Source organism: Escherichia sp. MOD1-EC7003, from assembly GCF_002965065.1.
GTDB lineage: Bacteria > Pseudomonadota > Gammaproteobacteria > Enterobacterales > Enterobacteriaceae > Escherichia.
This window is the reverse complement of sequence record NZ_PTRE01000145.1, coordinates 1-24243: the sequence shown is the minus strand read 5'-3', so window position 1 is coordinate 24243 and position 24243 is coordinate 1. Positions and strand designations below refer to the sequence as shown.

Here is a 24243-nt window from a genome sequence, read left to right as displayed (position 1 = left end):
AGATCACAAAACTCTATGCCTGTCTTTTTTTACCCGCCCATTACTGGGGATTCCTCAGCGCCGTGGTCGGAAGTAGAATATCTGTTCGAAGAAGAGATCTTACCTGTTTGCAGCGGCAGTTTGCTCACTTCTGCAGATCAAAAACTGTCGGTTAAAGGGCTGCTCAATGAATTTCCGCTGCTGCATCAAAGCACCCGGATGACGGGATGGGAAGAGTGGTTTGCCCTGTCCGATGTTACTAGCCCTCTGGTCAATAAAGGCCCGCGTTTTGATCTGCTCTCTATGCTGATTGCGGCTGTGCGTTCTAATCTCGGGGTGGCGCTGCTGCCGCGCTTTGCCATTCAACACGATCTCGACAGCGGTGATATGGTGATCCCCTGCGATGTTCCGATGCGCACTGGTAATCGCTTTATTATGACGTGGCGGGAAGAAAAAGCGGATTATCTACATTTGCAAAAATTCCACGACTGGTTGCTGGAAAAATCGGAGAGATAAAACGGGGGCCTGGTTTTTGCCAGGCGCCCGTTTTTTTACCAGTCAATACCGGCCTGAGCCTGGATGCCGTTATCAAATGCATGCTTGACGGGGCGAAGCTCGCTCACCGTATCCGCAATATTCAACAATTGATTATGACAACCCCGGCCAGTGACGATAACGCTTTGATGTGATGGCCGATTTTGCAATGCAGCGATCACTTCCTCCGTATCAAGATAATGATAAGCCAGCATATAAGTGAGTTCGTCGAGCACCACTAAATCGTAACGCTCGTCGGCCAGCATCCGCTTACTCTCCTGCCAGACCACTTTCGCCGCCTCGATATCTGCCTCCCGGTTTTGTGTTTCCCAGGTAAAGCCGGTGCCCATAATATGGAACTCGACTCCCAGCGGATGGAGAACGTTGTATTCGCCGTTATCCCACTGCCCTTTGATGTACTGCGCAACGCCTACCGTTTTGCCGTGACCCAAAGCGCGGGTCACGGTGCCAAAAGCGGCGGTAGATTTCCCTTTACCATTGCCGGTGAAGACAATAAGTATGCCTTTTTGCTGAGTCGCAGCAGCGACACGGGCATCTACCTGATCTTTCAGTTTCTGTTGTCGCTGGACATGCCGATCGGGTGCGTTATTCGTTTCCATTAACATACCTTAGTGCCCGGCGGGGCAGGTTGCACAGCGATGCTGCTGCTCAAACTGACTAAAGAAGTTGTTACCTTTGTCATCCACCAGTACGAAAGCGGGCAGATTTTCGACTTCCATCATCCAGACCGCTTCCATCCCCAGTTCGGGATATTCCAGACAGCGCAAGCTTTTGACATACTCTTGCGCCAGTAACGCTGCCGCGCCGCCAATGCTGCCCAGATTAAAACCGCCATGTTTATGGCAGGCATCGGTCACCTGCTGGCTGCGGTTGCCTTTGGAAAGCATGATCAAACTGCCGCCTGCTGCCTGGAAAGCGTCTACGTAGCCGTCCATACGACCACCGGTTGTGGGGCCAAGCGAGCCACAGGCCATATTCTCCGGCGTTTTTGCCGGACCGGCATAATACACAATATGATTTTGCAGGTAATCCGGCATCGGTTCGCCGTTATCCAGGCGGGCTTTGATTTTGGCATGGGCGATATCGCGCGCGACGACAATCGGGCCACTCAGCGACACGCGGGTGCCCACCGGCAGTTTTGCCAGATCCTGCATAATCGCCGAAAGCGGACGGTTGAGATCGAGCTGCACGTTCTGCGCATCGTTATCCGTGCGCAATGACTGCGGAATATATTTCCCCGGATTACGTTCGAGTTTTTCCAGCCAGATACCGTGCTTGTTAATTTTTGCTTTGATATTGCGATCGGCAGAACAGGAGAGTGCCATCGCTATTGGGCAGGAGCCACCGTGACGCGGCAGGCGAATCACGCGAATATCGTGCGCGAAGTGTTTACCGCCAAACTGCGCGCCGATGCCAAATTCATGGCTGGCTTTAAGTAATGTGGCCTCCAGTTCAGTGTCGCGGAAGGCCTGACCCAGTTCATTCCCGCTGGTGGGCAGATTGTCGTAGTATTTTGTCGATGCCAGCTTAGCGACTTTTAACGCCTGGTCGGCAGAGAGGCCACCGACGACAAATGCAATGTGATAAGGCGGGCAGGCAGAGGTGCCCAGCGAGCGCATTTTTTCAATCAGAAAGGCGGTGAGCTTTTCCGGTTGCAGGATAGATTTGGTTTCCTGGAAGAGTGCGGCTTTATTCGCCGAACCGCCACCTTTATTAACGCACAGGAAGTGATATTCATCACCCGGTACCGCACTGATGTCGATCTGCGCTGGTAGGTTAGTCTGGGTGTTGACTTCGGTATACATATCCAGCGCGGCGTTTTGCGAAAAGCGTAAATTATTTTCCTGGAAAGTGGTGTAGATCCCTTCGCTTAAAGCTTCGCTGTCGTTGCCGCCGGTCCAGATTTGTTGCCCTTTACTGGCGACGATGGTCGCTGTTCCGGTGTCCTGGCAGTTGGGCAAAACGCCTTTCGCGGAGACTTCCGCGTTACGTAGCAGTTGCAGGGCAACATATTTATCGTTACTGCTGGCCTCGGGATCGCTCAGGATGCTGGCTATCTGTTGCAGGTGGGCGGGGCGTAAGAAGAAAGAGGCTGCATAAAATGCTTGTTGGGCAAGCAGTGTCAACGCCTGGGGGGCGACCTTGATCACTTCTTCACCGTCTAATTCCGTAACCGTAATATGTTGATCGCTAATTAATTCATATTCCGTACTGTCCTAGCGTTGTACAAAAAGATCCTGCCAGGTGAATGGTTTGGACATGATGGCTTCTCACTTTGTGTTTGTTTTGGCCGAATGATGGGTAAGTGAGTTCTCCAGCAAGGATTTATGTTGGAGGTGTCACTTCCCATCCGTGTCCGGCATTGATTTAAGCAGCACCAGAGCGGCTACCGAAATTCAGGAAACCGTGACTTCTGATTTACTGGCAGTGGGAGCTTTTCCGCGGCAACCCTCGCCGAAATGTTCACCTTCCCAGCGGCTGACCATTGCGGCACCCATCGCGTTACTCATGACGTTGGTGGCAGAGCGCCCCATATCGAGGAATGGATCGACGCCCATCAGTAGGATCAGCCCGGCTTCCGGGATATTGAACTGATTGAGCGTAGCGGCAATAACCACCATCGAAGCACGCGGCACACCAGCCATGCCTTTAGAGGTCAGCATGAGGATCAGTAGCATGGTGATTTGCTCGCCCATCGATAAATGAATATTACAGGCTTGAGCGATGAAAACAGTTGCGAATGAACAGTAAGCCATTGACCCAACGAGGTTAAATGAGTAGCCAATGGGTAAGACAAAGCTGGCGATTTTTGGGGAAACGCCAAAATCTTCCAGTTTTTTCAGGGTGCCAGGGAAAGCCGCTTCTGAACTGGATGTCGTAAAGGCCAGCAGCGCAGGCTCGCCAATCGCTCTGGCCAGACGTTTAATGCATGGACCGACGTAGCTCATTGCCAGGCCGATAAGAATGATCCACAACAGCAGTAGGGTGAAGTAGAACTCGCCCATAAAGATCCCGGCACTTACCATTACGCCCAGGCCGCGTTCGGCGATCAGCGCAGAGATGGCGGCAAAGACGGTAAGTGGCGCGAAAAGCATCACGTAGCCGGTGAGTTTCAGCATCACTTCAACCAGCGACTCAAGCACATGCACGATGGGTGCACCTTTCTCGCCAATTGCGGTCAGACTACAACCGAGGAAGATTGAGAAAACAACGATTTGTAGGATTTCATTACGTGCCATCGCATCGATGATACTGGTCGGCACAGCGTGAGAGATAAAGACTTTCAGGGTAAATGGCTCGGAAGCAACCACACTGGCCGCTTCGCCGTGCGGAACAAAGTTAATTCCGGCGCCGGGGGCAAAGATATTAACCGTGATCAGCCCTAATGCGATTGACAGCAGGGAAGCACAAATAAATAAAAAGAGAGTCTTAGAGAAAATACGTCCAAGCGCTTTTGCATCCCCCATTTTGGCGATCCCTACGACCAGCGTAGAAATTACCAGCGGGGCGATAATCATTTTTACCAGACGTAAAAAAATTGTGGTAAAGATGGAAATTTCTTGTGCATATAATTTAGTGGTTTCCGGTGCGGCGACGTTATTAATGAGTACGCCGGTAATCATCCCGAGTACCAGACCCAAAATGATCATTGTGGTTAGATTTATTTTCTTCATTTTTCCTCCATCGGACGAACTGCGATAAATCAGGCGTAGGGGGAGGGTGCGCCTTCAGGCGCACTCCTTATAATGCCAACTGTGTAATTAGTTGAATACTGAACGGTATTCCCGTCAGGTTTATATTTTTGTTATGACAAATCGAAATTAATATTTAACAACGGTGCATGTTGCTGAGCACCATAAACATCATTGTCGCCAACGTTGCCTGAGATAATATCTCTCGGCATAACGATTTTTACCGCGTTAGAAGGATCAAACCAGACAATACGATGAATAAAGTCAGGTTCAACATGATATAAGCGTGCAATCAGTTCTGGGGTTAATTGCCCTGATGATTTAACTCGCTCATAGTTTTCTTTCGTTTTAAATAAAATATCTAAAACCAGTTCGTAAGGTCCGGCATTTTTCGAACGAATGACTTGCGCCAGTGAGACAATTGACTGTTTCATGCCTGAACTCCTTCTGGCGTCACCTGTTCAATATGGAAATCAAAACGCAGCGCGTCGTTGGCTTCAATCAGGTGATATATGGAAAATTCGTATACCGGCCCGCCCTGGATATCAGAAGGGGAGAACGGGAACGCCAGGTTGCCTGCGGTAGCGATGCGATTTTCATAGCCGTAGTGCAGCATGGTAGAGCGCACCAGCGAGCAAACGCTGTTGGCTATCTCCTGGGTCGGTGCCACCACATCAAGGACAATTCCCAGCTCATGCCCGGCAGCTTGCATTGGTTCATGGTCGCCCATCACCCCGTTTTTGCCGTACAGGTGGAAATTGATGCGAATGCTGTCATCGTCGAGCGACAGATTACGCGAAACACTGGTTTTGACTTCATCGATGATTTTATCGATCCCGGCGATCATGATTGGGTCGCGCGTTCCGGCGATGGTCAGGCAGCGGAAGCCCACCAGCCGTGCACCTTCCAGTTTCAGGGCATACGGTGTTTCTTCGTGCTTAGAACCGCTGACGTACACTTCACCATCATTGACCGCTTTAAATGTGCAGCCTTGCAGGTTTAGTACCCCGCCAGGTCCTGGCAGGAAGTAGGGATCGGATTTCTCATACAGTGTGTGTGCAGCAGCTGACGTTTCGGTAAATTTACGCTTCGGATTAAACGTCTTCAGCGTAAAGCCGTTGTCATCAATGATGCCCATCGCACAGTCAGAGCCTGAACCGGGCGTTGCGGCGATTGCCGCACATTCAAGAATTTTCCCACAATGCAGCGCCAGACCTTCATCAAAGCCTTGCATGATCGGTAGCGCGGCAAAGCAGGCCGGGTCGTAAGCCCGACCGCCCAGCACGACCTGTGCGCCAGCTTTCAGTGCCCGCTGGAAGGGTTCGATGCCCATTTGCGCGACGATATACGTACTTTCATCGATCGCTTCATGGGTTAACGGTGGAACAAAATCCAGCGCCGTGATTTTGCCGTTATCCAGCGCCTCGTGTACGACCGCTTTATCGACATCTGCCGGGATCAGCGCCATAGAAAAAGACAGGTTTTCTTCGTGGGCGATCTCGTGAATGATCTGTCGGCACCATTCCAGATGCGGCGCCGCACCGGAACCGCCTGCCGTGCCGATCACCACCGGAATGTTGTTCTTCACACCGGCGGTTATCATGTAGCGCAGGTCGCGTTTGACGCCTGCGCGGTCGGTAAAGGCTTTACCTGCCCCCAGGTAGTGGGGGCCTGGGTCAGACGAACCGGCATCAACGGCGATCAGATCCGGGGATTCTTCCATCGCCTTGTTAAAACTCTCTTCCGGGAATCCATAACCCAGAATGGCTGTCGGCGATAAGACTTTGAATTTACGAGCCATCGGTTATTCCTTAGCCTGCAACAGAGCGATAGTACGGTTCATTTCGTTGAACACGATGTTGAGACCTTCGTCGAATCCCATCCCCGGTTTCACCAGCATACGCATCGGGCGGGCAGCCAGCGCAACGTGTACGCAGGTGCGGGCGCTGATCTCAGTTTCGTTACAGGTGCCGCCCTGATAGGCTTCCATTCCGTGTTTGTTGCAGTACAACACGGCATCAACGATGTTATGAATACCGCCGAGATCCGGCGTTTTGATCTGCACCATGTGGCAACTGCCCGCATCGGTGAAGTCAACGATATCCTGGTAGGTGTTGCACCATTCGTCGGCGACAATCTTCACGCCGGAACCGAGGCGAGTCAGCTCTTTGGTGATTGCCGTCAGCAGGCGGATCTGATCCGGTTTATTACCCGCATCGACAGGTCCTTCAATGTACAGCGGCAGACCTTGTGCTTCTTTTTCCAGGCTGGCGATGTATTCGGCGCAGCGTACCGGATCCATATCGAAGATCAGACCAATGGTGCCGTACACGTCAATGTGCAGGGTAGGGTGGTAGCGTGCGCTGGTGCGCTTGCTCAGAATGCGATCCGACAGCCAGCGGACATATTCGCGCAGTTTTTCACCTTTAAAGCCCAGCTTCTCTTCAACGTTGTTGATCAGTGCATGGGGCAGGACATCCACGCCTTTGAGGATCATTTTATCCACGGCAATGTAACGGTCGTCACCGCTCTGGCCGAATAACGGGATGGATTCCGGCACGCAGGGGAGCTGCCACTCAGCACAAACCACTTCCGTTTTCAGACGGCCTGTTGCCAGTGCGGTGGCGTCGAGCAATGCCTGGGATAAACCGTAACGCACGGCGGTATGCAGCAGGTTGCCGTCAATGCGTAGCTTGTCGAAGAAACGGGCGTTTGGCAGGAATGCGTCCACGTCGCGGCCTTCCAGCAGCGGCTTGATGTGCTCGTTGAGGAACGGAATAAAATGTTCAGCGAGGAACAGCGGATCGCGACCGCCCGCACCGGAGTACTGTACGGCAGCACAGTCACCCACGGCGACCGCGCCGTTTTCCAGAATCAACTGTACCGATACACACTCCCCGGCCTGGCGTACTGCGTTAAACCCCTGTGTTACCGGGTCACCGGTATAAAAAAAGCCGTCATGACCCGCTCCGTTTTTTATCGCCTGCTGGTCATCGAAATAGAATGAAGAGTAGCCAGCGGTGAAAAGGGCCTGTTTAATTTTCATTATGGTCTTCCTATTAATTTGCTGTGGGATACGGCATTGATGTCATCAACAACCATCTGGAAAGTCGGTTTACGTTCTTCAAACCGGGCACGTTCGGCAACATAGTCGTGGTGCAGGTCGAGAATATCTTTTGGCAGCGGCACCGCTCCGGCTTCGAGAATGCGGATAGCACCGGTGTTATCACGGACAGGCAGGAGTTTGCCTGCGTTGCAGGAGGCTGGCGCAAACGGCACATCCAGCACGCCTGCTTCAAAGGCCAGCACCGTACCGCGTGCAATGTCGCCTTTGCCCAGTTCGAACACTTTGCTCAGCACAGCGCGCACTTCACTCTTGATTAGTTCAACTTCTATATCCACCGCGGCACATGGCGGGAATTTTTGATCACTAACCATGTTGAGCATCTGGCGGGAGGTTTTCAGACCCTGGGCGTTGGCTGCAGCGGTTGGGATCCCCCATGCTTCGTGCGGGCTTTTGGTAATGACTTTGGTCGCGCCAGACATCCCCGCGACAGCGGCACCCCAGGAGATAATGGCAAATGCTTTCGCTTCGTCTTCCGGGAAGCCCCCCATCCACTGGTGGAATACAGTGCTTAATTCGTAATCCGTATAACCTGCGTTCTGGAAGTATTCATTGGAAAGTTCACGCAAAGAGCGGATCGCCGCGATGTCCTGAGTCAGACAGCCAACCTGACCATAACCAACGGTGATGGATTTCACGCCCTGTTCCAGCGCCAGTAAGCCTTCAATAATGGCAATAGCGTGAGAGATGAATGGCGGGATCAGCGTGCCGGTCAGCGGGCCAAACGGTTCGCGGTTGATGCGAATACCGTGTTCTTCATACATCCCCATTAAACGGTCGCAGTATTGCCAGTCGCGGATCGATTTTTCCAGCGTTACGCGTTTGGCATACGGAATATTGTAGGAGATACCGCCACCTTCATAGCTGGTGAAGCCACTCGCCATCGAGATTTCAGCCAGCAGGCGCGCATCCGGCGTACCGTGGCGGATCTGTAACGGTTTTTGCAGGGTTTCGGTGAGGCGACGGCAAGCGGCAACGCCGTGGTTAACGACCGGTAAACCGTTCAGTTTAGAGGTTCCGGCTTCGATGGATTTTTTAATCCCTACAGCAGCTTCTTCGTACCGATTCAGACGGGTATAGGCATCAATGGTGGTCGGCAGCAGATCGCACTCTTCCTGCAGAGTTTTCAGCAGTTCGATGTGCTCATCCATCAGCGCCACGCCCGCACGCGGCTGGCTAAGTGTTTTTCCTTGCTGGTCTGCTTTCAGCAGCGCAAGGGAGAAGCGTTTATGTTCTGGAATAGTTTGCTGGTATTTAACGCCATCTTCGAAATTCGCCACATCCTTACCGGTTTCCCAGGTTTTCAATACCTGTAGCCGTTCGGTCATGAATTCGTCATGAGTTAATTTCTTGTTTTGAAGTTCCATTGATTGCTGCCTTAATTGTTATAGGGTTAAGCATTGAATACCGGTGCGTGCGGCGGCCTGCGGGTCCACTCTGGCAACGTTCGCCAGCAGCGGGAACAAGCCGCGTGAATCTCGGTAATATTCAAATTGGGTCGGAAGAAGAATGCGCTTACCGTCGTCGTTTAACTCGCGGTATTTCAGCCAGTTATGAATGTCGAACTGGTTGGCACGCGAGAGCCATCCACCGGAGCCGACGACTTTACGCACGGTAGTCAGGTCACGTCCCATCTGTAAATCGACATTGCCGACGCAGGTGCAGACCTCTTTTTTGGTGCCCGCATGTCTTTCGGTGGCATAACCCACACACAGTCCGGCCAGGACGGTATCGAAATATTTTTCTTCGCCGTTTGCAGGTAAGTAGTCGGGATGTGCCACCAGATGGCGAAGGTAGTCGTAAAAAGCGTCCTGTCGTGCCGGTTGCTGGGCAAAGACTACGTTAACTAAATCTTTCGCGCTTTCTCCGACGACCATTGCCGAGACGCGCATCCCCAGGTCACCTTCAACCGTGCGTTTAACAAACGGCTCCGGCACACCATGAAGAACGGTGTCGGGGGAGAGTGTGTTGGCGCAGGCAGAATAGACATCAGTTGTCGCACCGCCCATGTCGATCAGCATGAACTCTTTCCAGTTGCTATCGACATGGCTTATCGCCTTAACCAGCTCATAGACCGTCCATGGCGTTGGCATCGGTTCTTCACCCGTTTCATTGACGATGACATCCAGTCCTTTGCCTTTCACGATGCGTTTGAGAAAGATGTCGCAAATGGCCTGGCGAGCGGCTAAAGGGTTCGGATGGTCAAGATCGGGCAGAACGTTGTCGACGATAGTCAGGTCTTTATGTCCGAGGATCTCCTGCACCTCGTCCTGAATATCCCGGTTTCCGGCATAGATGATGGCGCAGTCGAGCTTTGACTCTGCCAGCACTCGCGCATTGGTCAGGCCAAAACTCTCTTCGCCGCCGTCGGTGCCGCCGGTAAACAGCAGGATATCGGGCGGCGTCTCTTCCAGCGCCTTGATATCCCGGCGATTAAGTTTGTAAGAATAATACTGCGCAATTTTGGCGCCCGCAGAGTGCGCGGTGACTTTTGCCGACTCCAGCGTTATCGAGGGCACCAGTCCCATCGCTGCAACAGCAAGGCCGCCTTTGGCAGACGAAGAGTATTTCAGTGCGACCTCTCCGCTTTTTAATAGCGGTCGCGCATCATCAACGTTTAACACCTGGTTGAGACTGGTAAAAAAACCGTCTGCCAAATGCGCGGTGGTGGTTGGGGTCAGAACGTGGTTAACCAGCGTTAACGCATCTCCCTCCCGAATGAAGAGGGCTGATTTTGTCCACGTCGAGCCAATATCGACAGAGACGATTTGCATCAGACGACCTCTTCCAGTTGGCCTTTTTTCGCACCGCTATGTTTTTTGATATCTGCGGCCATCAGCTGGCAAACATCTTCCAGATCGTGGCTTGGCGCGAAGACCCGGTTAAATCCCATGTCGATAAATTTGGCTTCGACATCGGCAAAATCATGCTTGCCAACGACCAGGTTACCGCCGACATACAGCAAAATGTCGCCAAGACCACGCTCGACGCAGCGTTCGCGCATGCCCAGACAGTCGATATCGCCATGCCCATAGATAGAGGAGACGACAATCGCGTCAGCGCCAGTTTCAATGGCTGCATCAATATATTCGTCCTGGCTGACCATTACGCCCAGGTTAATGACTCTGAAGTCATGGTTGCTAAAAACGCGGTCCAGAACTTTATTGCCTACTGCATGGCAGTCCGCGCCAATAACGCCAATCACAAGTGTTGCTTTCTTCATGGGTAATCCTTTGTAAGACAGAGAGTAAAATAAGTTACACGCGTCGTATTTATGGCCGTCCATAACGGCACAGGTTTAATATCACTGGAGTGTCTTTATCTGGCCGTAATGTTGCAATTGATCTATTTTCAAAATGTCTTTCGGGAAATGATTGTTTAAAGTATGTTTTAAAGTTCTCATGTTAATTCAGTGTGTTACACCAACCAATGTCATTAATGTTAAATTTTTAAAATTATCTTGATTTGATGTGTTGAAATATTTGTGATCAACTTCTAATTTGCATTTTGGTGACGTGGTTTTAGCCATGAGTAAATGCATTTCGTAAAAATTTAAGTCGAATTTCACTGCTATTCATCCCTGCCTAATGTAAAAATAATGTTGAAAATAACAAATGATTAATGATTCATACAAATTATGACCTTTGTTAGCCCTTTTGATTTTTCGTAAAAAAGAGAGGTACATGAAGGTGCTACCAGTATGAGTAACGTTAATCAAAGGTTCTATTACGTCTGGCAAAAATGCAGGCCATTTCGCGACAGAGTGGATTTAATCAGTATAATCCTTATACAATAATTAAGAATTAACTGAATCATTAACGGGGATTTGGTGTTGAAATTTAGAAATGGCTGAGTCAATCAATGAAGATAGTATCGAAAAAATGACTGTGTCAGAACTCAGTTCAATTAATCCCCAGGCATTGTTTAGCAATATTTGCCACAGGGGGGTATATACCTGTCATACTTCAAGTTGCATGTGCGTTGGCTGCGTTCGTTCCCCCGAATCACTTATTTATGTAAGCTCATCGGGATTCTCTCACTTGCCGGCGTCCTGCAACTCGAATTATTTAGGGTATAGAAAATTAAAGTATTTGATTAGCGAATAACTGGTGCCAGATTGGTAAATGTTTTGAAAAAGCGATACTGGCTCGGAATATCTTTTTCAAAGACGAAAGATTCAATGTCATTGTTTGAAAAATAAAGGACTAGTGTTGCTGATTCGTCATGGAAAACATGGCAATGTATCTGGTTACCAGAAGGAGGAAAGTCCAGAAGAAGGGCATCTTTGCCCGTCACATACCTGTTATGATCGTGGGGATGCTACGCGCACACTTCATCAGAGGTGTCATTATACTCATGTATCTATCTGATGTTAATATACTCGTCATACTTCAAGTTGCATGTGCTGCGACTCGAATTATTTAGAGTATATATTAACATTACCATTTATTTTAAAGTAACAGTACATCCTCTTGCGTAACCGTTTTGTTTTTAGAGGGAAATAACTGGGAACCAAACGATGAGATTCTAATCTATTTTATTGAGCGCTATAACTGAATTTGAACATAAATTCCATAACCCTCATCAATGGAGCGTCTGGCTTCAAAAATTTTAACTTTTATCAGGATAAATAAGTCTGTTTCATCATCCTGTATTAAAAAATATTGGCCATGGCAAACAGTTTTTTCATTATATACTCTAAATAATTCGAGTTGCAGGAAGGCGGCAAGCGAGTGAATCCCCAGGAGCTTACATAAGTAAGTGACTGGGGGGAGCGAACGCAGTCGCAGCACATGCAACTTGAAGTATGACGAGTATAAGCAGACATTATTGTTCTGTCAGGGATGTCACCGTTATACTCAAAAGCCAGATAGTTACCTTCCTCATCGTGATTTATTTCCAGATTATTTAAATTCATCACATGAAGTGTTTGCAATGCTGAGTCAATGAGCTGTTGACCCTCTGAGGTAAATGTTTCGCGCTGCGTTGTATAAAGTGTATCGATTCCGACGACTATCCGATGTGGGTCAAGGATGGCGGTAATCATCTTTATTACCTCACAGTCACGGGTGATGTCCTTGATACTTTATCTGTTTTTAGAAGGGTATTAGATGTCCAACCAGAGACGCGATTGCCAGCAGAGCCGATATTTTCAGGACTCATAGCAGCAACCTCATTGTAATCAAGCGAGGTGCAGAGCGTACTCGGCTATAGAAAAACGGACGTGCAAAAATTGCTCATTTTTCGGTTGTCAGGTCAAAGTTACCTCTGTTTACTCAGAGACCAATCACCTCAGTTAAGCGATCCCTCTCTTATCGATACCCTTAAGTGATTATTACCAATGAGACAATAACATAACGGGCTTACGGTCTGTGCTCATAGAGGCAACAATCAATTAACTTTGATAAAAATATGTTATGTAAAATAGCAACAAATTGGCTACTCTAATCAATTGGTATTATAAAAAGTGGATAAGGCGCTTCTGTTAAATAAAACACTGGTTTTTTATCTATACCTTTTCATTGTAATAATTGCGCTGCATAAATATTTCACAACAAATTAACAATAAAATCACCAATGATTCATTGTGTATACATAATTAACATATTTGGTTGATTTTGATATAAATCAATTTTTAATTCTTGAAAAAAATCTGCAAAACACGATAAATTGTCGTAGATCAAATTGGTGAGGTCGTGACAATTTCTCTATAAATTGATCACTGTCGAAAAATGCAAATTTGCTCAATAAAAACCTGTTTATTGTAAGGATTTTGCGGCGTAATATAATTACGGGATCAATTTGGTTTATTCATTAACATATTTGTAACTTTTTATCATTGTCTTTTCCTCTTTTGATGAAATGGCAACGATAGAGGCGAGCAAATAATTTTGTATTGGGGCATGCGTGTGACCCTTTCTAACGGGGTTCACTCTCGGAGTCTTCATGCGATGAGCAAGGAGTCATGATGTTAGATATAGTCGAACTGTCGCGCTTACAGTTTGCCTTGACTGCGATGTACCACTTCCTTTTTGTGCCACTGACGCTGGGTATGGCGTTCCTGCTGGCCATTATGGAAACGGTCTACGTCCTTTCCGGCAAACAGATTTATAAAGATATGACCAAGTTCTGGGGCAAGTTGTTTGGTATCAACTTCGCTCTGGGTGTGGCAACCGGTCTGACCATGGAGTTCCAGTTCGGGACTAACTGGTCTTACTATTCCCACTATGTAGGGGATATCTTCGGTGCGCCGCTGGCAATCGAAGGTCTGATGGCCTTCTTCCTCGAATCCACCTTTGTAGGTCTGTTCTTCTTCGGTTGGGATCGTCTGGGTAAAGTTCAGCATATGTGTGTCACCTGGCTGGTGGCGCTCGGTTCAAACCTGTCCGCACTGTGGATTCTGGTTGCGAACGGCTGGATGCAAAACCCAATCGCGTCCGATTTCAACTTTGAAACTATGCGTATGGAGATGGTGAGCTTCTCCGAGCTGGTGCTTAACCCGGTTGCTCAGGTGAAATTCGTTCACACTGTAGCCTCTGGTTATGTGACTGGTGCGATGTTCATCCTCGGTATCAGCGCATGGTATATGCTGAAAGGCCGTGACTTCGCCTTCGCTAAACGCTCCTTCGCTATCGCTGCCAGCTTCGGTATGGCTGCCGTTCTGTCTGTTATTGTTCTGGGTGATGAATCCGGTTACGAAATGGGCGACGTGCAGAAAACCAAACTGGCTGCTATTGAAGCCGAGTGGGAAACGCAACCTGCACCTGCTGCCTTTACTCTGTTCGGTATTCCTGATCAGGATGAGCAGACGAACAAATTTGCGATCCAGATCCCTTACGCGTTGGGCATCATTGCAACGCGTTCCGTGGATACTCCAGTTATCGGCCTGAAAGAGCTGATGGTGCAGCATGAAGAGCGCATCCGTAACGGGATGAAGGCGTACTCTCTGCTCGAGCAGTTGCGTTCTGGTTCCACGGACCAGGCTGTTCGTGACCAGTTCAATAGCATGAAGAAAGACCTCGGTTACGGTCTGCTGCTGAAACGCTATACACCAAACGTGACTGATGCGACTGAAGCTCAGATTCAACAGGCAACCAAAGACTCCATTCCACGTGTAGCGCCGCTGTACTTTGCGTTCCGTATCATGGTGGCGTGTGGCTTCCTGCTGCTGGCAATCATCGCGCTCTCTTTCTGGAGTGTCATCCGCAACCGCATTGGCGAGAAAAAATGGCTGCTGCGCGTCGCGCTGTATGGTATTCCGCTGCCGTGGATCGCTGTAGAAGCGGGCTGGTTCGTGGCTGAATATGGTCGTCAACCGTGGGCTATCGGTGAAGTGTTGCCGACAGCTGTCGCGAACTCGTCACTGACCGCAGGTGATCTCATCTTCTCGATGGTACTGATTTGCGGCCTGTATACCCTGTTCCTGGTGGCAGAATTGTTCTTAATGTTCAAGTTTGCACGCCTCGGCCCAAGTAGCCTGAAAACCGGTCGCTATCACTTTGAGCAGTCTTCCACAACTACTCAGCCGGCACGCTAAGACAGGAGTCGTCAAATGATCGATTATGAAGTATTGCGTTTTATCTGGTGGCTGCTGGTTGGCGTTCTGCTAATTGGTTTTGCAGTCACTGACGGTTTCGACATGGGGGTGGGCATGCTCACCCGTTTCCTCGGTCGTAACGACACCGAGCGTCGAATTATGATTAACTCCATCGCGCCACACTGGGACGGTAACCAGGTTTGGCTTATCACCGCGGGCGGCGCATTGTTTGCTGCCTGGCCGATGGTCTATGCCGCGGCGTTCTCCGGCTTCTATGTCGCGATGATCCTTGTGCTGGCGTCTCTGTTCTTCCGTCCGGTCGGTTTTGACTACCGCTCCAAGATTGAAGAAACCCGCTGGCGCAACATGTGGGACTGGGGCATCTTCATTGGTAGCTTTGTTCCACCGCTGGTGATTGGCGTAGCGTTCGGTAACCTGTTGCAGGGCGTACCGTTCAACGTTGATGAATATCTGCGTCTGTACTACACCGGTAATTTCTTCCAGCTGCTTAACCCGTTCGGCCTGCTGGCAGGCGTGGTGAGCGTAGGGATGATCATTACCCAGGGCGCGACCTACCTGCAAATGCGTACCGTGGGCGAGCTGCATCTGCGTACCCGTGCAACGGCTCAGGTGGCGGCACTGGTGACACTGGTCTGCTTCGCACTGGCTGGCGTATGGGTGATGTACGGTATCGATGGTTATGTTGTGAAATCAACAATGGACCATTACGCGGCCTCTAACCCACTGAATAAAGAAGTGGTTCGTGAAGCTGGCGCATGGCTGGTGAACTTCAACAACACGCCAATTCTGTGGGCTATTCCGGCACTGGGTGTGGTTCTGCCGCTGCTGACCATCCTGACAGCACGTATGGATAAAGCCGCGTGGGCGTTTGTGTTCTCCTCCCTGACGCAGGCCTGCATCATCCTGACTGCCGGTATTGCAATGTTCCCGTTTGTGATGCCGTCCAGCACCATGATGAACGCAAGTCTGACAATGTGGGATGCAACTTCCAGCCAGCTGACGCTTAACGTCATGACCTGGGTTGCGGTGGTCCTGGTACCGATCATTCTGCTCTACACCGCCTGGTGTTACTGGAAAATGTTCGGTCGTATCACCAAAGAAGATATTGAACGTAACACCCACTCTCTGTACTAAGTAAGGAGCTAAAAATGTGGTATTTCGCATGGATTCTGGGAACGCTTCTTGCCTGTTCATTTGGGGTAATCACTGCGCTGGCGCTTGAGCACGTCGAATCAGGTAAAGCCGGTCAAGAAGACAACTGATGAGCAAGATTATCGCAACCTTGTATGCGGTAATGGACAAGCGCCCCCTGCGGGCGCTTTCCTTCGTGATGGCGCTTCTGTTAGCAGGATGTATGTTTTGGGACCCATCACGTTTCGCCGCGAAGACCAGTGAACTGGAAATCTGGCATGGTTTATTGCTGATGTGGGCCGTCTGTGCTGGCGTAATTCACGGTGTGGGCTTTCGTCCGCAGAAGGTTCTTTGGCAAGGGTTTTTTTGCCCGTTGCTTGCCGATATTGTTCTCATTGTCGGGCTGATTTTCTTCTTCTTTTAAATCAGAATTCTCTTTAAAGATTTATGGGCCGCTCCAGGCCCATAAATTTTTACGCTCCCTTAACTTGCCCTCATTCCCAAACCTCAATCGCGCGCGTATAGTAGCAGCGTTTAAAAGCTCTAACTTTTGTTGCATTACCGGGATGTAAAGTGAATACAACGCTGTTTCGATGGCCGGTTCGCGTCTACTATGAAGATACCGATGCCGGTGGTGTGGTGTACCACGCCAGTTACGTCGCTTTTTATGAAAGAGCACGCACAGAGATGCTGCGTCATCATCACTTCAGTCAACAGGCGCTGATGACTGAACGCGTTGCCTTTGTGGTACGTAAAATGACGGTGGAATATTACGCACCTGCGCGGCTCGACGATATGCTCGAAATACAGACTGAAATAACATCAATGCGTGGCACCTCTTTGGTTTTCACGCAACGTATTGTCAACGCCGAGAATACTTTGCTGAATGAAGCAGAGGTTCTGGTTGTTTGCGTTGACCCACTCAAAATGAAGCCTCGTGCGCTTCCCAAGTCTATTGTCGCGGAGTTTAAGCAGTGACTGACATGAATATCCTTGATTTGTTCCTGAAGGCCAGCCTTCTGGTTAAACTTATCATGTTGATTTTGATTGGTTTTTCAATCGCATCCTGGGCCATTATTATCCAGCGGACCCGTATTCTTAACGCAGCGGCGCGCGAAGCTGAAGCGTTTGAAGATAAATTCTGGTCTGGAATCGAACTTTCTCGCCTCTATCAGGAGAGCCAGGGAAAACGAGATAATCTGACCGGTTCGGAACAAATCTTTTACAGCGGGTTCAAAGAGTTTGTGCGCCTGCATCGTGCCAATAGCCATGCGCCGGAAGCCGTAGTAGAAGGGGCGTCGCGTGCGATGCGTATTTCCATGAACCGTGAACTTGAAAATCTGGAAACGCACATTCCGTTCCTCGGTACGGTTGGCTCCATCAGCCCGTATATTGGTCTGTTTGGCACGGTCTGGGGGATCATGCACGCCTTTATCGCCCTCGGGGCGGTAAAACAAGCAACACTGCAAATGGTTGCGCCCGGTATCGCAGAAGCGTTGATTGCGACGGCAATTGGTCTGTTCGCTGCAATTCCGGCGGTAATGGCTTATAACCGCCTCAACCAGCGCGTAAACAAACTGGAACTGAATTACGACAACTTTATGGAAGAGTTTACCGCGATTCTGCACCGCCAGGCGTTTACCGTTAGCGAGAGCAACAAGGGGTAAGCCATGGCCAGAGCGCGTGGACGAGGTCGTCGCGATCTCAAGTCCGAAATCAACATTGTACCGTTGCTGGACGTACTGCTGGTGCTGTTGCTGATCTTTATGGCAACAGCGCCCATCATCACCCAGAGCGTGGAGGTCGATCTGCCAGACGCTACTGAATCGCAGGCGGTGAGCAGTAACGATAATCCACCAGTGATTGTTGAAGTATCTGGTATTGGTCAGTACACCGTGGTGGTTGAGAAAGAGCGCCTGGAGCGTTTACCACCAGAGCAGGTGGTGGCAGAAGTGTCCAGCCGTTTTAAGGCCAACCCGAAAACGGTCTTTCTGATCGGTGGCGCAAAAAATGTGCCTTACGATGAAATAATTAAAGCACTGAACTTGTTACATAGTGCGGGTGTGAAATCGGTTGGTTTAATGACGCAGCCTATCTAAACATCCGCGTTTCCCTTGCTTGAAAGAGAGCGGGTAACAGGCGAACAGTTTTTGGGAACCGAGAGTGTCAAAGGCAACCGAACAAAACGACAAGCTCAAGCGGGCGATAATTATTTCAGCAGTGCTGCATGTCATCTTATTTGCGGCGCTGATCTGGAGTTCGTTCGATGAGAATATAGAAGCTTCAGCCGGCGGCGGAGGTGGTTCGTCCATCGACGCTGTAATGGTTGATTCAGGTGCGGTAGTTAAGCAGTACGAACGTATGCAAAGCCAGGAATCAAGCGCGAAGCGTTCTGATGAGCAGCGCAAGATGAAGGAACAGCAGGCTGCTGAAGAACTGCGTGAGAAACAAGCGGCTGAACAGGAACGCCTGAAGCAACTTGAGAAAGAGCGGTTAGCTGCTCAAGAGCAGAAGAAGCAGGCTGAAGAAGCCGCAAAACAGGCCGAATTAAAGCAGAAGCAAGCGGAAGAGGCGGCAGAGAAAGCAGCCGCAGAAGCAGCGAAGAAAGCGGCTGCAGACGCGAAGAAAAAAGCGGAAGCAGAAGCCGCTGCTGAAGCGCAGAAAAAAGCCGAGGCAGCAGCTGCGGCGCTGAAGAAGAAAGCGGAAGCGGCAGAAGCTGCTGCAGCTGAAGCAAGAAAGAAAGCGGCAACTGAAGCTGCTGAAAAAGCCAAGGCAGAAGCTGATAAAAAAGCGGCAGCAGAGAAAGCGGCAGCCGAGAAAAAAGCAGCAGAAAAAGCGGCTGCTGAAAAAGCCAAGGCAGCAGCTGATAAGAAAGCGGCAGCAGAGAAAGCGGCAGCCGAGAAAAAAGCGGCAGAAAAAGCAGCTGCTGAAAAGGCAGCAGCTGATAAGAAAGCCGCCGCAGACAAAAAAGCGGCAGCGGCAAAAGCTGCAGCTGAAAAAGCCGCTGCAGCAAAAGCTGCCGCAGAGGCAGATGATATTTTCGGTGAGCTAAGCTCTGGTAAGAATGCACCGAAAACGGGGGGAGGGGCGAAAGGGAACAATGCTTCGCCTGCCGGGAGTGGTAATACTAAAAACAATGGCGCATCAGGGGCCGATATCAATAACTATGCCGGGCAGATTAAATCTGCTATCGAAAGTAAGTTCTATGACGCATCGTCCTATGCAGGTAAAACCTGTACGCTACGCATAAAACTGGCGCCCGATGGTATGTTACTGGATATCAAACCTGAAGGTGGCGATCCCGCACTTTGTCAGGCTGCGTTGGCAGCAGCTAAACTTGCGAAGATCCCGAAACCACCAAGCCAGGCAGTATATGAAGTGTTCAAAAACGCGCCATTGGACTTCAAACCGTAATCGTGATGCTGACTGTTCAGACGGTCAACATCAGGTATCGGTTGCCACGGGGTTCTGGTAGTTTTGTGTATTTTAGTTTGTTAATATTCTGCTAAATTATCGTGGGCCATCGGTCCAGATAAGGGAGATATGATGAAGCAGGCATTACGAGTAGCATTTGGTTTTCTCATACTGTGGGCATCAGTTTTGCACGCTGAAGTCCGCATTGTGATCGATGGTGGTGTAGATACCGGTCGTCCTATTGGTGTTGTTCCTTTCCAGTGGGCTGGTCCTGGTGCGGCACCTGAAGATATTGGCGGTATCGTTGATGCTGACTTGCGTAACAGCGGTAAATTTAACCCGTTAGATCGCGCTCGTCTGCCACAGCAGCCGGGTAGTGCGCAGGAAGTACAATCAGCTGCATGGTCTGCGCTGGGTATTGACGCTGTGGTTGTCGGCCAGGTTACTCCGAATCCGGACGGCTCTTATAATGTTGCTTATCAACTGGTTGACACTGGCGGCGCACCGGGTACTGTACTTGCTCAGAACTCGTACAAAGTGAACAAGCAGTGGCTGCGTTATGCTGGTCATACCGCCAGTGACGAAGTATTTGAAAAACTGACCGGCATTAAAGGTGCGTTCCGTACCCGTATTGCCTACGTTGTTCAGACCAACGGCGGTCAGTTCCCGTATGAACTGCGCGTATCTGACTATGACGGTTACAACCAATTTGTCGTTCACCGTTCTTCGCAACCGCTGATGTCTCCGGCATGGTCACCGGATGGTTCTAAACTGGCATATGTGACCTTCGAAAGCGGTCGTTCCGCGCTGGTTATCCAAACGCTGGCAAATGGCGCTGTACGTCAGGTGGCTTCATTCCCGCGTCACAACGGCGCCCCTGCATTCTCGCCAGACGGCAGCAAACTGGCATTCGCCCTGTCGAAAACCGGTAGCCTGAACTTGTACGTAATGGATTTAGCGTCTGGTCAGATCCGTCAGGTGACTGATGGTCGCAGTAACAATACCGAACCGACCTGGTTCCCGGATAGCCAGAATCTGGCCTTCACTTCTGACCAGGCTGGTCGTCCGCAGGTTTATAAAGTGAATATCAACGGCGGTGCGCCACAACGTATTACCTGGGAAGGTTCGCAGAACCAGGATGCGGATGTCAGCAGCGACGGTAAATTTATGGTAATGGTCAGCTCCAATGGTGGGCAACAGCACATTGCCAAACAAGATCTGGCAACGGGAGGCGTACAAGTTCTGTCGTCCACGTTCCTGGATGAAACGCCAAGTCTGGCACCTAACGGCACTATGGTAATCTACAGCTCTTCTCAGGGGATGGGATCCGTGCTGAATTTGGTTTCTACAGATGGGCGTTTCAAAGCGCGTCTTCCGGCAACTGATGGACAGGTCAAATTCCCTGCCTGGTCGCCGTATCTGTGATAATAATTAATTGAATAGTAAAGGAATCATTGAAATGCAACTGAACAAAGTGCTGAAAGGGCTGATGATTGCTCTGCCTGTTATGGCAATTGCGGCATGTTCTTCCAACAAGAACGCCAGCAATGACGGCAGCGAAGGCATGCTGAGTGCCGGCACTGGTGTAGATGCGAACGGCGGCAACGGCAACATGTCTTCCGAAGAGCAGGCTCGTCTGCAAATGCAACAGCTGCAGCAGAACAACATCGTTTACTTCGGTCTTGACAAGTACGATATCCGTTCTGACTTCGCTCAAATGCTGGATGCACACGCAAATTTCCTGCGTAGCAACCCGTCTTACAAAGTCACCGTAGAAGGTCACGCGGACGAACGTGGTACTCCGGAATACAACATCTCCCTGGGTGAACGTCGTGCAAACGCCGTTAAGATGTACCTGCAGGGTAAAGGCGTTTCTGCAGACCAGATCTCTATCGTTTCTTACGGTAAAGAAAAACCTGCAGTACTGGGTCATGACGAAGCAGCATACTCCAAAAACCGTCGTGCGGTACTGGTTTACTAAGAGAATTGCATGAGCAGTAACTTCAGACATCAACTATTGAGTCTGTCGTTACTGGTTGGTATAGCGGCCCCCTGGGCCGCTTTTGCTCAGGCACCAATCAGTAGTGTCGGCTCAGGCTCGGTCGAAGACCGCGTCACTCAACTTGAGCGTATTTCTAATGCTCACAGCCAGCTTTTAACCCAACTCCAGCAACAACTCTCTGATAATCAGTCCGATATTGATTCCCTGCGTGGTCAAATTCAGGAAAATCAGTATCAACTGAATCAGGTCGTGGAGCGGCAAAAGCAGATCTTGTTGCAGATCGATAGCCTCAGCAGCGGTGGCACTGCGGCGCAATCAACCAGCGGCGATCAAAGCGGCGCGGCGGCATCAACGACGCCGACAGCTGATGCAGGCACTGCGAATGCTGGCGTGCCGGTGAAAAACGGCGATGCAAAGGATTACAATGCAGCTATTGCGCTGGTGCAGGATAAATCCCGCCAGGATGACGCAATGGTGGCATTTCAGAATTTCATCAAAAATTACCCTGATTCAACTTACCTGCCAAACGCCAATTATTGGCTGGGCCAGTTAAACTACAATAAGGGTAAAAAAGATGATGCGGCGTACTATTTTGCTTCAGTAGTGAAAAACTATCCGAAGTCGCCGAAGGCTGCAGATGCGATGTTTAAAGTCGGCGTCATCATGCAGGACAAAGGTGACACCGCAAAAGCGAAAGCCGTATACCAGCAGGTTATTAGTAAGTACCCTGGGACGGATGGTGCTAAACAGGCGCAAAAACGTCTGAACGCGATGTAATGCATAACACACGACCAGAAGTCGCATTATTTCTGGTCGTGTCGTGCGAATCATAAGCAGTTGAGTGATCTGCATCGAAATTTTTGTTGCGCTCAAGTCTGAAATCAGTAATATATGCCGCCGTTGCCACGGGATATCAAACAAACCGAAAGCAACGAAAAAGTGGGTCGTTAGCTCAGTCGGTAGAGCAGTTGACTTTTAATCAATTGGTCGCAGGTTCGAATCCTGCACGACCCACCAAACAGATATCCAGCGTAGTATTGGGTGATTAGCTCAGCTGGGAGAGCACCTCCCTTACAAGGAGGGGGTCGGCGGTTCGATCCCGTCATCACCCACCACCGGGTCGTTAGCTCAGTCGGTAGAGCAGTTGACTTTTAATCAATTGGTCGCAGGTTCGAATCCTGCACGACCCACCACTAATTGCAGTGGGTTTGGTGGAAATAGTTTGTAGTGTCCAGCGTAATATCGGGTGATTAGCTCAGCTGGGAGAGCACCTCCCTTACAAGGAGGGGGTCGGCGGTTCGATCCCGTCATCACCCACCACTCGGGTCGTTAGCTCAGTCGGTAGAGCAGTTGACTTTTAATCAATTGGTCGCAGGTTCGAATCCTGCACGACCCACCAATCTTTGAGATTGGCCCCGAGTAAAATCTTTCAGGTAACCCCAATATGGGTCGTTAGCTCAGTTGGTAGAGCAGTTGACTTTTAATCAATTGGTCGCAGGTTCGAATCCTGCACGACCCACCAATTTAAAGGTGGTTACTGGTAGAGAACGTGAAGGATAACGTTGCGTCAGCAGCGGCCCGAAGGGCGAGTCATCCTGCACGACCCACCAATGTAAAAAGGCGCCTTTTCGCTATTCAGGCGTCCCTCAATTTCAATTCTTAATCCTGATGACATACCCCGCGCTTGCTGCGTAGCAACTCTACTTCGACGGAATAAGACGCAAAGCGTCGCATTCGGCATCTCATACCTAATTCAAGTGACTTTTCCCCTCCATTCGACTATCTTGTTTATCATATAAAACAAATTATGCCGATAGCAGCGAATATCACGCTTATGTCGGTTTTAAAGTTAAGTCTGTAAAACGAAATGGTAAGATGAGCGTGATGCGAGAAGAATCCCCGGATGCTGCCATACTGGTGCATCCAGTATCACCATAAGCTATTGTCGATATGGCAGCTGCGCGCATTGTCCCTGGATGGCCATGAATGGCCTTCAGGCCATCGCAGAGGCATTAGAACAGGAAGGAAGCAATCACGAGATTCATGTTGATGAAAGGCTGCGAGAGAGGGCGCGGGTGCCGCTCAATCGTATGCTGGATTTTACGGCTACACTACGTGGATAATTGATAATAAGGCGTTACGTTACACTTCGGGGGAGATATGGATTTTTTTAGTGTGCAGAATATTCTGGTACATATACCAATAGGGGCAGGCGGTTATGATCTTTCATGGATCGAAGCGATAGGCACGATAGCCGGGTTGCTGTGTATTGGCCTTGCCAGCCTGGAGAAGATCAGCAACTACTTCTTTGGCCTGATTAACGTCACTTTGTTTGGCATTATTTTCTTTCAGATTCAGCTTTATGCCAGCCTGTTGCTGCAGGTCTTTTTCTTTGCCGCGAATATTTACGGCTGGTATGCGTGGTCGCGACAAACCAGTCAGAACGAGGCTGAGTTAAAAATTCGCTGGTTACCTTTGCCGAAGGCGCTAAGCTGGTTGGCGTTTTGTGTTGTTTCGATTGGCCTGATGACGGTATTTATCAATCCGGTGTTTGCGTTTTTGACCCGCGTGGCAGTCATGATCATGCAAGCTGTCAACGCCAAGATTATTGGCCGTTTTTCGCCATTTTTAATGTCCGCTATTGGTCATTAATGTTGTCCGCTTTCCGCCATTTCATCATCACTGATTGGCGTGGCGTTTTTTGCCAGCACTCCCGCTTTGCGTTTTTCCTTTAACCGGTAGCTTTCTCCTTTGATGTTCAGTGTGGTTGAGTGGTGGAGCAGTCGAT

General features: G+C 49.8%; 21 protein-coding genes, 6 tRNA genes and 6 pseudogenes. 20 read left to right on the top strand and 13 right to left on the bottom strand.

The window, feature by feature from the left end; genetic code table 11:
- Nucleotides 1–495: LysR substrate-binding domain-containing protein (locus A7090_RS21495; protein ID WP_241957287.1), on the top strand; the 495-nt coding region annotated here is incomplete at its 5' end.
- Nucleotides 496–530: 35 nt separating this feature from the next.
- Here the strand turns inward: A7090_RS21495 and cobO are convergent.
- The 12 genes and pseudogenes from cobO to A7090_RS21435 form a co-directional block, all read right to left on the bottom strand.
- Nucleotides 531–1133 carry a cob(I)yrinic acid a,c-diamide adenosyltransferase gene (gene cobO, locus A7090_RS21490; RefSeq protein WP_105275459.1) on the bottom strand — a complete coding sequence of 201 codons (603 nt, stop codon included), beginning with the start codon at nt 1131–1133 and terminating at the stop codon, nt 531–533.
- A gap of 9 nt (nt 1134–1142) precedes the next feature.
- A pseudogene (locus tag A7090_RS21485) lies at nt 1143–2795 on the bottom strand (class I fumarate hydratase).
- A gap of 135 nt (nt 2796–2930) precedes the next feature.
- A complete protein-coding gene (locus A7090_RS21480) occupies nt 2931–4208 on the bottom strand; it encodes a dicarboxylate/amino acid:cation symporter (protein ID WP_105275458.1) in 1278 nt (425 codons plus the stop codon).
- A 131-nt stretch (nt 4209–4339) separates the two neighbouring features.
- Entirely contained in the window at nt 4340–4660 is a 321-nt protein-coding gene (locus A7090_RS21475) for a DUF4387 domain-containing protein (RefSeq protein ID WP_105275457.1), read from the bottom strand.
- A complete protein-coding gene (locus A7090_RS21470) occupies nt 4657–6027 on the bottom strand; it encodes an acyclic terpene utilization AtuA family protein (protein WP_105275456.1) in 1371 nt (456 codons plus the stop codon). The genes A7090_RS21475 and A7090_RS21470 overlap by 4 nt, the downstream gene beginning before the upstream one ends.
- Nucleotides 6028–6030: 3 nt before the next feature.
- Nucleotides 6031–7272 carry a methylaspartate ammonia-lyase gene (locus A7090_RS21465; protein ID WP_105275455.1) on the bottom strand — a complete coding sequence of 414 codons (1242 nt, stop codon included), beginning with the start codon at nt 7270–7272 and terminating at the stop codon, nt 6031–6033.
- Complete coding sequence (locus tag A7090_RS21460; RefSeq protein ID WP_105275454.1) at nt 7272–8717, bottom strand: methylaspartate mutase subunit E; 1446 nt, start codon at nt 8715–8717, stop codon at nt 7272–7274. The genes A7090_RS21465 and A7090_RS21460 overlap by 1 nt, the downstream gene beginning before the upstream one ends.
- 18 nt (nt 8718–8735) lie before the next feature.
- Nucleotides 8736–10124 carry a methylaspartate mutase accessory protein GlmL gene (glmL, locus tag A7090_RS21455; protein ID WP_105275453.1) on the bottom strand — a complete coding sequence of 463 codons (1389 nt, stop codon included), beginning with the start codon at nt 10122–10124 and terminating at the stop codon, nt 8736–8738.
- The gene (glmS, locus tag A7090_RS21450; RefSeq protein WP_105275452.1) at nt 10124–10573 is read right to left on the bottom strand and encodes a methylaspartate mutase subunit S; all 450 of its coding nucleotides are present in this window, start codon (nt 10571–10573) and stop codon (nt 10124–10126) included. The genes glmL and glmS overlap by 1 nt, the downstream gene beginning before the upstream one ends.
- A 573-nt stretch (nt 10574–11146) precedes the next feature.
- A pseudogene (locus tag A7090_RS26800) lies at nt 11147–11263 on the bottom strand (hypothetical protein); the annotation flags it as partial.
- Between the two features lie 182 nt (nt 11264–11445).
- Nucleotides 11446–12037, bottom strand: a pseudogene (locus A7090_RS21440) (hypothetical protein); the annotation flags it as partial.
- 123 nt (nt 12038–12160) lie between these two features.
- Nucleotides 12161–12513: pseudogene (locus A7090_RS21435) on the bottom strand (hypothetical protein); the annotation flags it as partial.
- Nucleotides 12514–13318: 805 nt separating this feature from the next.
- Here A7090_RS21435 and cydA point away from each other — a divergent pair.
- The 19 genes and pseudogenes from cydA to pnuC form a co-directional block, all read left to right on the top strand.
- Nucleotides 13319–14887 carry a cytochrome ubiquinol oxidase subunit I gene (gene cydA / locus A7090_RS21430; RefSeq protein WP_105275451.1) on the top strand — a complete coding sequence of 523 codons (1569 nt, stop codon included), beginning with the start codon at nt 13319–13321 and terminating at the stop codon, nt 14885–14887.
- Nucleotides 14888–14902: 15 nt separating this feature from the next.
- The gene (gene cydB / locus A7090_RS21425) at nt 14903–16042 is read left to right on the top strand and encodes a cytochrome d ubiquinol oxidase subunit II (RefSeq protein ID WP_100039874.1); all 1140 of its coding nucleotides are present in this window, start codon (nt 14903–14905) and stop codon (nt 16040–16042) included.
- Between the two features lie 14 nt (nt 16043–16056).
- On the top strand, nt 16057–16170 hold the full coding sequence (cydX, locus tag A7090_RS21420) for a cytochrome bd-I oxidase subunit CydX (protein ID WP_105275450.1): 114 nt from the start codon (nt 16057–16059) through the stop codon (nt 16168–16170).
- Nucleotides 16170–16463 carry a cyd operon protein YbgE gene (gene ybgE / locus A7090_RS21415; RefSeq protein WP_000034597.1) on the top strand — a complete coding sequence of 98 codons (294 nt, stop codon included), beginning with the start codon at nt 16170–16172 and terminating at the stop codon, nt 16461–16463. The genes cydX and ybgE overlap by 1 nt, the downstream gene beginning before the upstream one ends.
- Before the next feature lie 149 nt (nt 16464–16612).
- Nucleotides 16613–17017 carry a tol-pal system-associated acyl-CoA thioesterase gene (gene ybgC, locus A7090_RS21410; RefSeq protein WP_105275449.1) on the top strand — a complete coding sequence of 135 codons (405 nt, stop codon included), beginning with the start codon at nt 16613–16615 and terminating at the stop codon, nt 17015–17017.
- Nucleotides 17014–17706, top strand: a complete 693-nt coding sequence (gene tolQ / locus A7090_RS21405; RefSeq protein ID WP_000131314.1) for a Tol-Pal system protein TolQ — start codon at nt 17014–17016, stop codon at nt 17704–17706. The genes ybgC and tolQ overlap by 4 nt, the downstream gene beginning before the upstream one ends.
- A gap of 3 nt (nt 17707–17709) precedes the next feature.
- Entirely contained in the window at nt 17710–18138 is a 429-nt protein-coding gene (gene tolR, locus A7090_RS21400; protein ID WP_105275448.1) for a colicin uptake protein TolR, read from the top strand.
- Nucleotides 18139–18202: 64 nt separating this feature from the next.
- Nucleotides 18203–19453, top strand: coding sequence for a cell envelope integrity protein TolA (gene tolA / locus A7090_RS21395; protein WP_105275447.1), 1251 nt, complete (start codon nt 18203–18205; stop codon nt 19451–19453).
- Between the two features lie 132 nt (nt 19454–19585).
- Entirely contained in the window at nt 19586–20878 is a 1293-nt protein-coding gene (gene tolB, locus A7090_RS21390; RefSeq protein ID WP_105275446.1) for a Tol-Pal system beta propeller repeat protein TolB, read from the top strand.
- A gap of 34 nt (nt 20879–20912) precedes the next feature.
- Complete coding sequence (gene pal, locus A7090_RS21385; protein WP_105275445.1) at nt 20913–21434, top strand: peptidoglycan-associated lipoprotein Pal; 522 nt, start codon at nt 20913–20915, stop codon at nt 21432–21434.
- A gap of 9 nt (nt 21435–21443) precedes the next feature.
- Nucleotides 21444–22232, top strand: a complete 789-nt coding sequence (cpoB, locus tag A7090_RS21380; protein WP_105275444.1) for a cell division protein CpoB — start codon at nt 21444–21446, stop codon at nt 22230–22232.
- Between the two features lie 164 nt (nt 22233–22396).
- Nucleotides 22397–22472: transfer RNA gene (locus A7090_RS21375), tRNA-Lys, on the top strand.
- Nucleotides 22473–22494: 22 nt separating this feature from the next.
- Nucleotides 22495–22570, top strand: a tRNA-Val gene (locus A7090_RS21370).
- Between the two features lie 2 nt (nt 22571–22572).
- Nucleotides 22573–22648, top strand: a tRNA-Lys gene (locus tag A7090_RS21365).
- Between the two features lie 51 nt (nt 22649–22699).
- Nucleotides 22700–22775, top strand: a tRNA-Val gene (locus A7090_RS21360).
- A 3-nt stretch (nt 22776–22778) separates the two neighbouring features.
- A tRNA-Lys gene (locus A7090_RS21355) sits at nt 22779–22854 on the top strand.
- A 47-nt stretch (nt 22855–22901) separates the two neighbouring features.
- A tRNA-Lys gene (locus tag A7090_RS21350) sits at nt 22902–22977 on the top strand.
- Nucleotides 22978–23410: 433 nt separating this feature from the next.
- A pseudogene (gene nadA / locus A7090_RS21345) lies at nt 23411–23578 on the top strand (quinolinate synthase NadA); the annotation flags it as partial.
- Nucleotides 23579–23615: 37 nt separating this feature from the next.
- Nucleotides 23616–24065 (top strand): annotated as a pseudogene (gene pnuC / locus A7090_RS21340) (nicotinamide riboside transporter PnuC); the annotation flags it as partial.
- A gap of 38 nt (nt 24066–24103) precedes the next feature.
- Here pnuC and A7090_RS26230 read toward each other — a convergent pair.
- The coding region (locus tag A7090_RS26230; protein ID WP_241957288.1) for an ATP-binding protein at nt 24104–24243 on the bottom strand (140 nt) is incomplete at its 5' end.

Bases quoted from the DNA above. Each gene is read 5' to 3' on its own strand.
- glmL (WP_105275453.1), bottom strand. From the start codon at position 10,124: ATGCAAATCGTCTCTGTCGATATTGGCTCGACGTGGACAAAATCAGCC.
- cydB (WP_100039874.1), top strand. From the start codon at position 14,903: ATGATCGATTATGAAGTATTGCGTTTTATCTGGTGGCTGCTGGTTGGC.
- A7090_RS21480 (WP_105275458.1), bottom strand. From the start codon at position 4,208: ATGAAGAAAATAAATCTAACCACAATGATCATTTTGGGTCTGGTACTC.
- cydA (WP_105275451.1), top strand. From the start codon at position 13,319: ATGTTAGATATAGTCGAACTGTCGCGCTTACAGTTTGCCTTGACTGCG.
- pal (WP_105275445.1), top strand. From the start codon at position 20,913: ATGCAACTGAACAAAGTGCTGAAAGGGCTGATGATTGCTCTGCCTGTT.
- A7090_RS21460 (WP_105275454.1), bottom strand. From the start codon at position 8,717: ATGGAACTTCAAAACAAGAAATTAACTCATGACGAATTCATGACCGAA.
- glmS (WP_105275452.1), bottom strand. From the start codon at position 10,573: ATGAAGAAAGCAACACTTGTGATTGGCGTTATTGGCGCGGACTGCCAT.
- tolB (WP_105275446.1), top strand. From the start codon at position 19,586: ATGAAGCAGGCATTACGAGTAGCATTTGGTTTTCTCATACTGTGGGCA.
- A7090_RS21465 (WP_105275455.1), bottom strand. From the start codon at position 7,272: ATGAAAATTAAACAGGCCCTTTTCACCGCTGGCTACTCTTCATTCTAT.
- cpoB (WP_105275444.1), top strand. From the start codon at position 21,444: ATGAGCAGTAACTTCAGACATCAACTATTGAGTCTGTCGTTACTGGTT.
- ybgE (WP_000034597.1), top strand. From the start codon at position 16,170: ATGAGCAAGATTATCGCAACCTTGTATGCGGTAATGGACAAGCGCCCC.
- tolR (WP_105275448.1), top strand. From the start codon at position 17,710: ATGGCCAGAGCGCGTGGACGAGGTCGTCGCGATCTCAAGTCCGAAATC.
- A7090_RS21475 (WP_105275457.1), bottom strand. From the start codon at position 4,660: ATGAAACAGTCAATTGTCTCACTGGCGCAAGTCATTCGTTCGAAAAAT.
- cobO (WP_105275459.1), bottom strand. From the start codon at position 1,133: ATGGAAACGAATAACGCACCCGATCGGCATGTCCAGCGACAACAGAAA.
- cydX (WP_105275450.1), top strand. From the start codon at position 16,057: ATGTGGTATTTCGCATGGATTCTGGGAACGCTTCTTGCCTGTTCATTT.
- A7090_RS21470 (WP_105275456.1), bottom strand. From the start codon at position 6,027: ATGGCTCGTAAATTCAAAGTCTTATCGCCGACAGCCATTCTGGGTTAT.